The 12,110-nt window shown below is 65.2% G+C and carries 13 protein-coding genes; 1 reads left to right on the top strand and 12 read right to left on the bottom strand.

The annotated features are described in order from the left end of the window. Nucleotides 1-327: 327 nt before the first annotated feature. Nucleotides 328-1,581, bottom strand: a complete 1,254-nt coding sequence (gene murA, locus A5752_RS19270) for a UDP-N-acetylglucosamine 1-carboxyvinyltransferase (protein ID WP_067088726.1) — start codon at nucleotides 1,579-1,581, stop codon at nucleotides 328-330. A 70-nt stretch (nucleotides 1,582-1,651) separates the two neighbouring features. Here murA and A5752_RS19265 point away from each other — a divergent pair, with 70 nt between their 5' ends. Continuing rightward, nucleotides 1,652-2,230, top strand: coding sequence for a cob(I)yrinic acid a,c-diamide adenosyltransferase (locus tag A5752_RS19265; RefSeq protein WP_067088723.1), 579 nt, complete (start codon nucleotides 1,652-1,654; stop codon nucleotides 2,228-2,230). Here the strand turns inward: A5752_RS19265 and A5752_RS19260 are convergent. From A5752_RS19260 to A5752_RS19210, 11 genes are all read right to left on the bottom strand, one after another. Next, nucleotides 2,227-2,673: a DUF2550 domain-containing protein gene (locus A5752_RS19260; RefSeq protein ID WP_068300448.1), complete on the bottom strand. Its 447-nt coding sequence runs from the start codon at nucleotides 2,671-2,673 to the stop codon at nucleotides 2,227-2,229. The genes A5752_RS19265 and A5752_RS19260 overlap by 4 nt on opposite strands. Nucleotides 2,674-2,682: 9 nt before the next feature. After that, nucleotides 2,683-3,048 carry a F0F1 ATP synthase subunit epsilon gene (locus A5752_RS19255; protein WP_067088720.1) on the bottom strand — a complete coding sequence of 122 codons (366 nt, stop codon included), beginning with the start codon at nucleotides 3,046-3,048 and terminating at the stop codon, nucleotides 2,683-2,685. A gap of 2 nt (nucleotides 3,049-3,050) precedes the next feature. Continuing rightward, the gene (gene atpD, locus A5752_RS19250) at nucleotides 3,051-4,559 is read right to left on the bottom strand and encodes a F0F1 ATP synthase subunit beta (protein ID WP_067088717.1); all 1,509 of its coding nucleotides are present in this window, start codon (nucleotides 4,557-4,559) and stop codon (nucleotides 3,051-3,053) included. A gap of 22 nt (nucleotides 4,560-4,581) precedes the next feature. Beyond that, nucleotides 4,582-5,508 (bottom strand): F0F1 ATP synthase subunit gamma, encoded by a 927-nt coding sequence (locus tag A5752_RS19245; protein WP_067088715.1) that lies wholly within the window; start codon nucleotides 5,506-5,508, stop codon nucleotides 4,582-4,584. 13 nt (nucleotides 5,509-5,521) lie between these two features. Next, the gene (atpA, locus tag A5752_RS19240) at nucleotides 5,522-7,168 is read right to left on the bottom strand and encodes a F0F1 ATP synthase subunit alpha (protein ID WP_067088712.1); all 1,647 of its coding nucleotides are present in this window, start codon (nucleotides 7,166-7,168) and stop codon (nucleotides 5,522-5,524) included. An 80-nt stretch (nucleotides 7,169-7,248) separates the two neighbouring features. After that, the gene (locus tag A5752_RS19235; RefSeq protein ID WP_067088709.1) at nucleotides 7,249-8,580 is read right to left on the bottom strand and encodes a F0F1 ATP synthase subunit B/delta; all 1,332 of its coding nucleotides are present in this window, start codon (nucleotides 8,578-8,580) and stop codon (nucleotides 7,249-7,251) included. 3 nt (nucleotides 8,581-8,583) lie between these two features. Continuing rightward, nucleotides 8,584-9,102, bottom strand: a complete 519-nt coding sequence (locus A5752_RS19230; protein WP_067088706.1) for a F0F1 ATP synthase subunit B — start codon at nucleotides 9,100-9,102, stop codon at nucleotides 8,584-8,586. A gap of 8 nt (nucleotides 9,103-9,110) precedes the next feature. Continuing rightward, entirely contained in the window at nucleotides 9,111-9,359 is a 249-nt protein-coding gene (locus A5752_RS19225) for a F0F1 ATP synthase subunit C (RefSeq protein ID WP_059100228.1), read from the bottom strand. A 65-nt stretch (nucleotides 9,360-9,424) separates the two neighbouring features. After that, nucleotides 9,425-10,213, bottom strand: a complete 789-nt coding sequence (gene atpB / locus A5752_RS19220) for a F0F1 ATP synthase subunit A (RefSeq protein WP_067088703.1) — start codon at nucleotides 10,211-10,213, stop codon at nucleotides 9,425-9,427. Next, nucleotides 10,210-10,656, bottom strand: coding sequence for an ATP synthase subunit I (locus A5752_RS19215; protein WP_067088700.1), 447 nt, complete (start codon nucleotides 10,654-10,656; stop codon nucleotides 10,210-10,212). Before A5752_RS19215 ends, atpB begins: the two co-directional genes overlap by 4 nt. 236 nt (nucleotides 10,657-10,892) lie before the next feature. Next, nucleotides 10,893-12,110 (bottom strand): glycosyltransferase family 4 protein, encoded by a 1,218-nt coding sequence (locus A5752_RS19210; protein WP_197500678.1) that lies wholly within the window; start codon nucleotides 12,108-12,110, stop codon nucleotides 10,893-10,895.

The following is a 12,110-nucleotide window of genomic DNA, read 5'->3' as shown; positions in this document are numbered from 1 at the left end:
ACTGTCCGAAAAAATTCGACCATAACCAAAGACACCAAAAACTGGCATCAAAAAACATCCACCCCTAAACGGGAAAAAGAGGCAGACAAAAAACAACAAACAAAAACCACCAAACACACTATTGAGTTCTCAAACAACACACCCGCTTTTGGGGCAACCCTGCCAGTCTATACCGATCTGGACAGAGACGTCAAACCCCGTCCTCCAGTCCGATTGGCCTGGGGCCGTGGGCTTCTCACAAGAGGATACGCCAGACCCGCGGAATCCCCAAAAGGGGGGTTAGGTACGACGGGCAGACCCCGCGGCGGACCCCAAACTCGGTCGGAATCAGGCCACTCGCTCGATTTCCGCGCCCAGGCTCTTGAGGTTCTCGACGAACAACGGATAGCCCCGGTCGATGTGGAAGACGTCGTGGACCTCGGTGTCGCCATCGGCGACCAGACCGGCCAGCACCAGCCCGGCGCCGGCTCGAATGTCTGAGGACCAGACCGGCGCACTGGAGAGCTGCGGGATCCCCCGGATCACCGCGTGGTGGCCGTCGGTCCTGGCGTCGGCGCCGAGGCGGACCATCTCCTCGACGAACCGGAAGCGGGCCTCGAACACGTTCTCGGTGATCATCGACGTGCCGTCGGCGATCGACGCCAGCGCGATCGCCATCGGCTGCAGGTCGGTCGGGAAACCGGGAAACGGCAGCGTCGCGACGTTGACCGCTTTCGGGCGCTCGTACTGAACGACGCGGAACCCGTCGTCGGACTGCGTGACGGTGGCCCCGGCGTCGTGCAGCTTGTGCAGCACCAGCTGCAGGTGCTGCGGGTCCACACCCGTCACCGAGATGTCGCCGTGTGTCATCGCCGCGGCGATCCCCCACGTCGCAGCCACGATGCGGTCGCCGATCACCCGGTGCTCGGTCGGGTAGAGCCGGTCGACGCCGGTGATCGTCATCGTCGAGGTGCCCGCGCCGGAGATCTGCGCGCCCATCTGGTTGAGCATCGCGCAGAGATCGACCACGTCGGGTTCGCGCGCGGCGTTGTGGATGGTGGTGACGCCCTCGGCGACGACGGCCGCCATCAGGATGTTCTCCGTCGCCCCGACGGACGGGAACTCGAGCTGGATCTCCGCGCCGCGGAGGTGATCCGCCTCGGCCACCACGCAACCGTGCTCGATGTTGCACCGCGCCCCCAGCTGTCGCAGGCCCGCCTGGTGCATGTCCAGCGGCCGCGACCCGATCGCGTCGCCGCCCGGCAACGCAACCTTGGCTCGCTTACAGCGCCCCACGAGCGGTCCCAATACACACACCGACGCGCGGAACTGGCGGACCGCGGCAAAGTCGGCGTCGTACTTGGGTTCGTCGGGCGAAGTGATTCGCACGACGTCGCCGTTCAGTTCGACGGTGGCACCCAGACCGCGCAGCACCTCTGCCATCAGGGGTACGTCGAGGATGTCCGGACAATTGGTGATCGTGCTGGTGCCCTCGGCCAGCAACGTCGCAGCCATCAGCTTCAGAACGCTGTTCTTGGCCCCCCCGACGGCAACTTCGCCAGATAACCGGTTTCCGCCGGTCACCACGAATCGCTCGCTCACGCGGGTTAGTTTAAACAGCGTCGCGAGCCGTGTCAGTTTCCTTGGCTACTGGTTCCGGTACGGTTTGACCATGGCGGTCCATCTCACCCGGATATACACGCGAACGGGCGATGACGGCACCACGGGGCTCAGCGATTTCAGCAGGGTGTCAAAGAACGACGCCCGCCTTGTGGCATACGCCGACTGCGACGAAATCAACGCCGCCATCGGCGTCGCCATCGCCCTGGGAAACCCCGGCGAGCAAATGTCGAAGGTGCTCAAGCAGATTCAGAACGACCTCTTCGACGCCGGCGCTGACCTGTCGACTCCGGTGGTCGAGAACCCTGAACACCCGCCGCTGCGGATCGCCCAAAGCTACATCGACCGACTCGAATCCTGGTGCGACGAGTTCAACGAGGCGCTGCCGGCCCTGAATTCGTTTGTGCTGCCGGGCGGTACTCCCCTCTCCGCGCTCCTGCACGTAGCCCGCACGGTCGCGCGCCGCGCCGAGAGGTCCGCATGGGCCGCGGTGGACGCGCACGGTGACGCGATCAGCGTGCTCCCCGCGAAATACCTGAACAGGCTGTCGGATCTGCTGTTCATCCTGTCGCGTGTGGCCAACCCCGGCGGTGACGTGCTGTGGCAACCCGGCGGTCCGGCAACGGATTAGAAGCTTCGGCGTCGCGCCCGAGGTGACGGGCGTGACTCCAACCAGGACAGAAACGCTGTCAGGGCACCACGATCCAACGCGATCTCATAGCCGCGACGCCGTTCTGGGCTGGTGTCGCGCAGTTCGAGCACGACGATCTCGTCCGTCATGATGTCGAATTCATCGCCGCGCGGTCCCCGCCGCGACACGATCTCCAGGCCGCGTCGGCTCAGCCGGCGATCCGGCCACCAGCGCAGGCTCGACAACCGGTAGAACCCGGCTTCGCCGCCGCGGTAACGCATTACACCGTGGCGCCAGCCGTGCCCGCCGACGGCAGGCACATCGCGCAGGATCGCCGCGGTACCGCCTACCTGCCGCAGCTTCCACAGCCGGTAGGACAGCGCGACGACGACGAAAAGCAGCACGCAGATCAGCGCGACCATGAGGAACATGAGCGCGCTCACCGGCGACCGCTAGTCGATCTGGCCCAGGGCGCGAAGCCTCGCTCGACCCTTTGCGGCTACTGCGGGATCGTCGGACTCGGAGTCCTGGCGCGCACGGTCGGCGTTGATCTCCGACTCGAGTTCGGCGGACTCCGCAAGGATGATCACGCTTTCGTCGGTGACCGACATGAATCCGCCGTCGACCGCGATGCGCAGGTCCTCTTCGCCCTCTCGCTCGACGCGCACCATGGCGTCGTCGACGAGCTGAGCGACCAGGGGGATGTGGCGGGGCAGGATGCCGATCTCACCCGCAGTGGTGCGGGTGAAGACGAACGTCGCCTTACCCGACCAGACCTCCCGCTCGACGGCGACAATGTCGACGTCTAATTCCGCCATCGCTATTCGTCCTTGCCGGCGTCGCCGTTCGAATCCGTCTGCGCCGGAGCACCGTCACCGCTGCCGGCATCCATCTTGGCGCCGAGGCTCTCGGCCTTCTTCTCCAGATCCTCGAGACCGCCGATGAGGAAGAACGCCTGCTCCGGAAGATGGTCGAAATCGCCCTTGGTCAGCTTGTCGAACGCCTCGATGGTCTCCTTCAGCGGAACCGTCGAACCCGGCTGGCCGGTGAACTGCTCGGCCGCCATCATGTTCTGCGACAGGAAGCGCTCGATGCGACGGGCGCGCTGCACCAGCTGCTTATCCTCCTCGGCCAGCTCGTCGATACCGAGGATCGCGATGATGTCCTGAAGGTCCTTGTAGCGCTGCAGGATTCGGATGACCTCTTGCGCAACGCGGTAGTGCTCGTCACCGACCACGCTCGGGTCGAGGATCGTCGAGCTGGAGGCCAGCGGGTCCACCGCCGGGAAGATGCCCTTCGAGAACACCGACCGGCTCAGCTCGGTCGTGGCGTCGAGGTGCGCGAACGTCGTCGCGGGCGCCGGGTCGGTGTAGTCGTCGGCGGGCACGTAGACGGCCTGCATCGAGGTGATCGAGTGACCACGGGTCGAGGTGATGCGCTCCTGCAGCTCACCCATCTCGTCGGCCAGCGTCGGCTGGTAACCCACCGCGGAAGGCATGCGGCCCAGCAGCGTCGAGACCTCCGAACCCGCCTGGGTAAACCGGAAGATGTTGTCGATGAACAACAGCACGTCCTGGCCCTGCTCATCGCGGAAGAACTCGGCCATCGTCAACGCGGACAACGCGACTCGCATACGCGTGCCCGGCGGCTCGTCCATCTGACCGAACACCAGCGCGGTGTCCTTGAGCACGTCGGCGTCCGCGAGCTCGACCCACAGGTCGTTGCCCTCACGGGTGCGCTCACCCACACCGGCGAACACCGAGGTGCCGCCGAAGTTGCGGGCGATGCGGTTGATCATCTCCTGGATCAACACGGTCTTGCCCACGCCGGCGCCGCCGAACAGGGCGATCTTGCCGCCGCGGACGTACGGCGTCAGCAGGTCGACGACCTTGAGGCCGGTCTCGAGCATCTCGGTCTTGGGCTCGAGCTGGTCGAAGGCCGGCGGCTTGCGGTGAATCGACCAGCGATCGAAATCCTTGCCGTAGCCGGGCTCGTCGAGGCAGTCACCGAGCGCGTTGAACACGTGGCCCTTGACGCCGTCGCCGACCGGCACCGAGATCGAGTTGCCGGTGTCGCTCACCTCGACACCACGCACCAGGCCGTCGGTCGGCTGCATGGAGATGCAGCGCACGAGGTTGTCGCCGAGGTGCTGGGCAACCTCGAGGGTCAGCGTCTTCGCCAGGTCCTTGTAATTGATTTCGGCGTGCAGCGCGTTGAACAGTTCGGGCACGGAACCGCGCGGGAACTCGACGTCGACGACCGGGCCGGTGACACGTACGACGCGACCGGCGGTGTCGGTGCTGGTCGCTTTTTCAGCAGTAGCAGTCATTTGTCTTCTTCGCTTTCTGGGGCTACTTCTTGGCGGCGTCCGCAAGCGCGTTCGCGCCACCGACGATTTCGCTGATTTCCTGGGTGATCTGAGATTGCCGTTCGCGGTTGGCCATCAGAGTCAGATCCTTGATGAGGTCGTCGGCGTTGTCGGTCGCCGACTTCATGGCGCGTCGGCGAGAAGCCGACTCCGACGCCGCCGCCTCGAGCAGCGCGGCGAAGATGCGGGTGGAGATGTACCGGGGCAACAGCGCGCCGAAAAGCGTCTCGGCATCCGGCTCGAAGGAGAAGAGCGTGTGCGGACCGGTGTCCTCTTCGCTGTACTCCACCACCATCGGGGCGATACGACGTGCGATCGCCGACTGCGACAGCATCGACTTGAATTCGGTGAAGACGATGTGCAGTTCGTCGACGCCGAGGACGTTGTCCGCGCCGGGATCGTCACCTTCGTCATCCATGCCCGCGGTGAACGCGTCGACCAACGTCGTCGCGATCTCCTGGGCATTTTCGTAATCGGGCCGCTCGGAGAAACCGGTCCACGACTCCTGGATGTCCCAGTTGCGGAAGCTGTAGTACCCGAGGGCCTTCCGGCCCACCACGTACAACACCGGCTCCTTGCCCTCCGAGCGCAGCAGCGAGAACAACTCCTCGGACCTGCGGAAGATGTTCGCGTTGTATGCGCCGGCAAGGCCGCGGTCCGATGACACCACCAACACGCCGGCGCGCCGAGGGTTCTCACGCGCGACGAGCAGCGGATGATCCAGCGCGCTCGCGCTCGCCAGTTCGGTGAGCATGTTCGTGATCTCGCGGTCGTAGGGCCGAGCCGCCTCGACTCGGGCCTGCGCCTTGGCGATTCGCGACGTCGCGATCAGCTCCTGGGCTTTGGTGATCTTTTTGATCGAGCCCGCGGAGCGGATGCGGCCGCGCAATTCGCGCAGTGTGGCAGCCATCTGTGTTCAGGCCTTACTTCTTCTTCGGTGCGGGCTTGCGGACCTTCACCGATTCCTTTTCGACGTCTTCCTCGTCCATCGCCTCGACATGCTCGTCGGGCACGACCGAGCTGCCGTCGGTGGTGGCGAAGCCCTTCTTGAAGTCGTTGACGACCTTCTCGAGCTTCTCCTCGAGCTCCTCGGAGAGCTTCTTGCTCTCGCGGATCTCCTTGAGGATGCCCTCCTGCGACCCCTTCACGTGGTCGAGGAACTCGCGCTCGAACTTCTGAACGTCTTCGACGGGAACGGAATCCAGGTGACCCCTGGTGCCGAGGAAGATCGCGACGACCTGTTCCTCGACGGGCATCGGGCTGCTCTGCGGTTGCTTGAGCAGCTCGACGAGTCGTGCACCGCGGTCCAGCTGCGCCTTCGACGTCTCGTCCAGGTCAGAGGCGAACGCCGCGAACGACTCGAGCTCGCGGTACTGCGACAGGTCCAGACGCAGCGACCCGGCCACCTCTTTCATCGCCTTGATCTGCGCGGCGCCACCGACACGCGACACCGAGACACCGACGTTGATCGCCGGCCGCACACCCTGGTTGAAGAGGTCGGTCTCCAGGAAGCACTGGCCGTCGGTGATCGAGATGACGTTGGTCGGGATGTACGCCGAGATGTCGTTGGCCTTGGTCTCGATGACCGGCAGACCGGTCAGCGAGCCGCCACCGAGCTCGTCGGAGAGCTTCGCGCAACGCTCCAGCAGGCGGGAGTGCAGATAGAACACGTCACCCGGGTACGCCTCGCGGCCCGGCGGGCGACGCAGCAGCAGCGAGATCGCGCGGTACGCCTCGGCCTGCTTGGTCAGGTCGTCGAAGACGATCAGCACGTGCTTGCCGTCGTACATCCAGTGCTGGGCGATCGACGAGCCGGTGTACGGCGCAAGCCATTTGAAGCCGGCCGAGTCCGAGGCCGGCGCGGCGACGATGGTCGTGTAGTCCATCGCGCCACCGTCTTCGAGGGTCTGGCGCACGCTGGCGATCGTGGTGCCCTTCTGGCCGATCGCCACGTACACGCAGCGGACCTGCTGGTCGGGATCGCCGGTCTCCCAGTTCTGTCGCTGGTTGAGGATCGTGTCCACACACACCGCGGTCTTACCGGTCTTGCGGTCGCCGATGATCAGCTGACGCTGTCCGCGTCCGATCGGGGTCTGGGAGTCGATGGCCTTGATACCGGTCTGCAGCGGCTCGCTCACGCCCTGGCGCTGCACCACCGACGGCGCCTGGAGCTCGAGCGCGCGACGCTCGGTCGTCTCGATCTCGCCGCGGCCGTCGATCGGCTGGCCCAGCGGGTTGACCACGCGGCCGAGGAAGGCGTCGCCCACGGGCACGGAGAGAACCTCGCCGGTGCGCTTGACCTGCTGACCCTCTTCGATCTTCTCGAAGTCACCGAGGATGACGGCGCCGATGCTGTGCTCGTCGAGGTTCAGCGCGACGCCCAGCACGCCGCCGGGGAACTCCAGCAGCTCCTGGGTCATGACCGACGGGAGACCCTCGACGTGAGCGATACCGTCGCCCGCGTCGACAACGGTGCCGATCTCTTCGCGCTCGGTTTCCGCCTCGAAGCCGGCGACATACTCCTCGATCGCGCCCTGGATCTCATCCGCCGAGATCGTCAACTCTGCCATGGTCTTCTCCTCTTCGCGCGAGCGCTCATCGGCGGCTTTCTCGCTTTCCTACTTCGTGTATGGGTCTTGGTGTGGTCGGGTCAGTCGGGTAAGCGGGTCTCGGCCGCCGCCAGCTTCGACGCCAGCGAGCCGTCGATCACCTCGTCGCCGACGGCGATCGTCAAGCCGCCGAGCAGTTCGGGGTTCACGTCGAGCTGAATCGACACCGGGCGGTCGTAGATACGGGTGAGCAGTTCGGTGAGCCGCTCGTTCTGGGCGTCGCTGAGCTCCGCGGCCGCGCGAACCTGCGCGACGACTTCACCGCGGCGCGAGACGGCCAGATTCGCGAGTTCGCGAACGGCCTCGTCCGCGCGCTCACCGTGCAGCAGATCGAGCGTCTGGCGCAGCAAGTCCGCGGTGTTCTTGTTCGCCCGGCGCCCAAGCACGTTGTTCAGCAAGCCGATCCGACCCTCCAGCGGGGCGGTGTACTCGCCGAGCAGCGAGATCAGGCGCGGCTCGGAATCGAGGATGCGGCTGAACCTGAACAGCTGGTCTTCGACGTCCTCGATCTGACCTTCACCCTCGGCCCGCACCAGAAGGGCCAGCCTGGCAACGTGCTGAATGCTGTGGATCAGATCCGACGTGCTCGACCAACGCTGCGACGCAGCGTTTTTGAGGATGTCGAGGGCGGGATCCGACACCTGGCCCGAGAGCAGACGCTCGACGAGCCGGACCTTGGGTTCATCGGCGCTCGACGGATCGGACAGGTGCCGCGAGAGCACGGCCTCGCCACGCAGCAGCTTCGCCGTGGAGGCCAGGTCGTCCGCCAGCCGCGTCAGCCCGTCCGCGTCGAGACCGGAGACAGCGGAGTCGAAACGCTCGACCACCTGAGCCAGCGAGTCACGGCTTGCCGCACGCAGTTTCGCCGTGGCGCTGTCCGAGAAGGTCGTCGTCGACGGGGCCATCTCGTCGAGCTCCGCGAGGAAGCGGTCGACGGTCGCGGACTGCTCGGAGCTGTCGGACACGAAGTTGCGCACGATGTCGCCCGCCCGCTGTACCGACTCGGCGCCGAGGCTCTGCCTCAGCTCACGGACCAGCTGCTGGCGCAGCAGCTGAACCTGTTGCGCGCCTTGGGTCTTGATCCGCTCCAACTCCTGGTCGGCCTGCACGCGAAGCTGCTCGGCGATCTTCTCGGCGTCCCGTCGAGCCTCCTCGATCACCTCTGCGGCCTCGGATTTGGCCTGTTCCAGAGCCTTCGCATGCTCGGTGTCGGCGTCGGCCACCTTCTTCTCGGCCTCGGCGTGCTCCTCGAGCTGCCTGCGAACGGTCTCCTTCTGGGCGACCATCATCCGTCGCACCAGAGGCACGACGTACCGCACCAAGATGAAGACGATGAGCGCGAAACCGATGAGCTGTCCGATGAATGTCGACATGCGTTAGCTCCCCTGGCCCGTCGATACCGGAACGGTCCGAGTCGTGACATCGACGCCGAGAACTCGGCTCGCCAGATTCGCCGCCAAGGTCTCGACCGACGCCTGGAGGTCGGAGGTCAAGTCCCTGGACTGTCGCGTCAGCTCCTCGTTGGCCTGCTGGAGCAGAGTCGACACCTCGGTGTGGGCGCGGGTCCGCGCCTCCTCGACGATCTGACGTCCCTCGGCGCGGGCTTCCTCACGGACATTCGTCGCCTCGCGGCGAGCGTTCGCCATCACCTCGCGGTAGTCGGCTTCGGCGGCAGCCCGCAGCTGGGCTGCCCGCCTGTTGTCCTCAGTCGTCTTGTGCACCATCGCTTCGCGCTCGTGCAGCACCTTGGAAATCGGTGGCACGACCCACTTCGCGATCACGCCGAGCACGATCAGGAAGATGAGCAGCACGAAGAAGAAAGTGCCGTTGGGGATGAGGAAGTTGCTCTGTCCGCCTTCCTCTGCCGCCAACAGAACGACGTTCGAGTCAGCCATGGCCGGGATTAACCGCCGACCGGGGTGGCGAAGACGAACAGCGCCATGAACGCCAGGTTGATGAAGTACGCCGCCTCGACCAGACCCACCGTGATGAAGAACGGAGTGAACAGTCGGCCCTGCGCCTCGGGCTGCCGAGCGATGCCGGCGATCAACGCGTTACCCGCGATGCCGTCACCGATACCGGCACCGATTGCGCCGCCGGCCATGATCAGTCCACCGCCGATGAGCGCGCCGGCAGCGATAGTGGGATCCATTCCTTATCCTCCTTGATAACTGGTAGCTGTCCTACCAGGTTGTGGGTCCTGCTTGTTCGGTTCGGCTAGTGGTGGTCTTCTTCGAGTTCCATCGACTGGCTGAAGTACAAGATCGTCAACAGCGCGAAGATGAAGGCCTGGATCGCGCCGACGAACAAGTCGAAGCTCTTCCAGATCGCATTCGGCAACCACATGATGTACGGCGGGAACAGCGCGATCAGCGCGACCAGGATGCCGCCGGCGAAGATGTTGCCGAAGAGTCGCAGCGACAACGAGACCGGCTTGGCGATCTCCTCGACGAGGTTGATCGGGGCCAGGATCGTGACGTGGCCCTTGAGCACCCGCCACGGGTGGCCGAGCGGACCGCGGCGCCAGAAGCCGGCGGCGTGGTAGGCGATGAACACGAACAACGCCAGCGCCAGCACGAAGTTGATGTCGGATGCCGGGGGCTTGAGCAGCTCGTGGATCGCGCCGCTGGAGTCGGTGTACTGCACCGGCAGCACCGACAGCCAGTTGGCGATCAGGATGAAGACGAACAACGTCACGGCGAGCGGCAGGACGAACGGGGCGATCTTCATTCCGATCGCGGCCTCGACCTGGTTGCGCGTCTGCACCGTGATGGCTTCCCAGAACAGCTGCACGCCAGAGGGAACGCCGCTCGAGGTGACCTTGGCCCGCAGGTAAAAGGCGAGGCCGAGCACGATCACCGCGGCGATGGCCGTGGCGAGCACGGTGTCGGTGTTCACCGTCAGCCCGAACCAGTGCGCCTCCGTGTGGTGGCCGACCTGGATTCCGGATTCGGCGGCCAGGATCGTGGTCTGAGCCGACTGGCCGGCGACATCAAATCCCGTCATTGCTGCGGAGCCTCTCCTTCGAGCCCGTCACCGGCACCTGCCTTGAGCTTCTTCATCACCGGCAGCGCCGTGGAAATAACAAGCAATACCTGGAACAGGGCCATGCCAAACACCACGCCCAGACCCTGGGGCCGGAAGATGAATGCGATGGTCAACCCGATGACGGTCATGATCAGCAGCCGGGTCGCGGAGTTGAGCGCCATCTTGCGCTTGAGCGGATGTTCTTCGGCCGTAATGGAATCCACCGAGCGCTGCACCAGAACGGCGTTGAGCAAACCGAGGCCGAGCCCGACACCGAAGAACACCCCTACCATCGGATGATCGAGCAGCGCGGCAACCGCGGTCACGATGCCGGCGAAGACCAGGCAGATCACGAACAGGCGCAACGGCCGGAAGGCAACCGAGGGGAACACCAACGGCGCGTCCTGCGCTGGCGTCGTCACAACTTCACCTCAATCCGCGGTCACGGTGGCTGCCCCGATGATTTGCGTGCGTGGCGCCCTGAGCGTATCGGAGGGCGGTTGGCTCGCAGAAATCACCCACGGGGCAGCTCCCTTTGTCGGTCGTGGTTCCGTGCCGATCGGTGGTGAACCGATGGCCCGGGGGCCGGCAACCCGCGAGGTTTTTTCGGGTTCTGAATGCACCCTAACACATGGTGGGAGGCACAAAAGGGGGTCTACTACTTTTCGTCGTACATCGGCTGAAATTGGCCGTTTCGACGGCGCAGAAGAGGAATCAAGGTCACCACGACGGCGACCAGAATCGCGGCCAACATGACCGCTCCGCTGTAGCGCGGATCGAAGAAGATCGTGCTGGCCGCGCCGAAGCAGACGATGCTGACCCACAGATAGATCACCAGGACCACCCGCCGGTGCGAATGACCGATCTGCAGCAACCGGTGATGCAGGTGCATCTTGTCCGGCGTCGTGAAGTGCACGCCCGCCCTGGTGCGCCGGATGATCGCCAGCAGTGTGTCGAGCGCTGGCACGAACATCACCGCGACGACGAGCAGGAACGGTGACAGCAGTGCGAACACGTCGCGCACCCCGTACGCCGTCTGCGAGATGGGCCCGGCGGCCGTGGTCGAGGCCGCCGCGAGCATCAGGCCGATCAACATCGAACCGGAGTCGCCCATGAAGATCTTGGCCGGGTGGAAGTTGTGCGGCAGAAAGCCGAGGCAGACCCCGGCCAGCACCACCGAGATCACCGCGGGCGGGTAGAACAGCACGTCGCCGCCGTGGTCGCGCAGCAGCCCGACCGAGAAGATGCAGATCGCCGACGCGGTGATCAGCCCGAGCCCGGCGGCGAGACCGTCGAGGCCGTCGATGAAGTTCATCGCGTTGACGATCGACACCGTCAGCGCCAGCGTCAGCAGGATCGACGACACCTGATCGAGGACGATCGTGCCGACGCCGCCGATCGGGATGTAGAGCACGCTCCACGCCACACCCATGGTGACGAGCACGCTCGCCGCGGTGATCTGGCCCGCGAATTTCGTCAGCGAGTCCAAACCCCAGCGGTCGTCGATCAAGCCGACGACCATGATCAGGCCGCCGGCGACGACGACCGCGGGCATGCCGCTCGAATAGACGAAACCTCGCGTCAGCGCCGGTAGCTGGGACGCGAGCAGCACAGCGAACGCGACGCCGATGTACATCGCGAGCCCGCCCATCCGCGGAATCGGTTGGGCGTGCACATCGCGGTCGCGCGGAATCGCGACAGCACCAAGGCGACGCGCGAGGACCCGGACCCACCCGGTGGCGAAATACGTGATGATCGCCGCCGTCAGGCCGACCAGCGCGAGCTCCCGAATCGGTACACCCGCACCGCGATCGTTGAGTGCCAGCAGCGTGTCGGTGGCGTAGACCACCGGTGAACCGTACTGCACGAAAGTCAA

The organism is Mycobacterium sp. 852002-51961_SCH5331710, from assembly GCF_001665535.1.
In the GTDB taxonomy this organism is placed as follows: Bacteria; Actinomycetota; Actinomycetes; order Mycobacteriales; family Mycobacteriaceae; genus Mycobacterium.
The sequence above is the reverse complement of the archived record's forward strand: the minus strand, read 5'-3'. Positions and strand labels throughout refer to the sequence as shown.

Excerpts from the sequence above, each read along its gene's own strand:
- A5752_RS19265 (WP_067088723.1), top strand. The coding sequence starts at position 1,652 with ATGGCGGTCCATCTCACCCGGATATACACGCGAACGGGCGATGACGGC.
- A5752_RS19255 (WP_067088720.1), bottom strand. The coding sequence starts at position 3,048 with ATGGCGGAATTAGACGTCGACATTGTCGCCGTCGAGCGGGAGGTCTGG.
- atpD (WP_067088717.1), bottom strand. The coding sequence starts at position 4,559 with ATGACTGCTACTGCTGAAAAAGCGACCAGCACCGACACCGCCGGTCGC.
- A5752_RS19245 (WP_067088715.1), bottom strand. The coding sequence starts at position 5,508 with ATGGCTGCCACACTGCGCGAATTGCGCGGCCGCATCCGCTCCGCGGGC.
- atpA (WP_067088712.1), bottom strand. The coding sequence starts at position 7,168 with ATGGCAGAGTTGACGATCTCGGCGGATGAGATCCAGGGCGCGATCGAG.
- A5752_RS19235 (WP_067088709.1), bottom strand. The coding sequence starts at position 8,580 with ATGTCGACATTCATCGGACAGCTCATCGGTTTCGCGCTCATCGTCTTC.
- A5752_RS19230 (WP_067088706.1), bottom strand. The coding sequence starts at position 9,102 with ATGGCTGACTCGAACGTCGTTCTGTTGGCGGCAGAGGAAGGCGGACAG.
- A5752_RS19225 (WP_059100228.1), bottom strand. The coding sequence starts at position 9,359 with ATGGATCCCACTATCGCTGCCGGCGCGCTCATCGGCGGTGGACTGATC.
- atpB (WP_067088703.1), bottom strand. The coding sequence starts at position 10,213 with ATGACGGGATTTGATGTCGCCGGCCAGTCGGCTCAGACCACGATCCTG.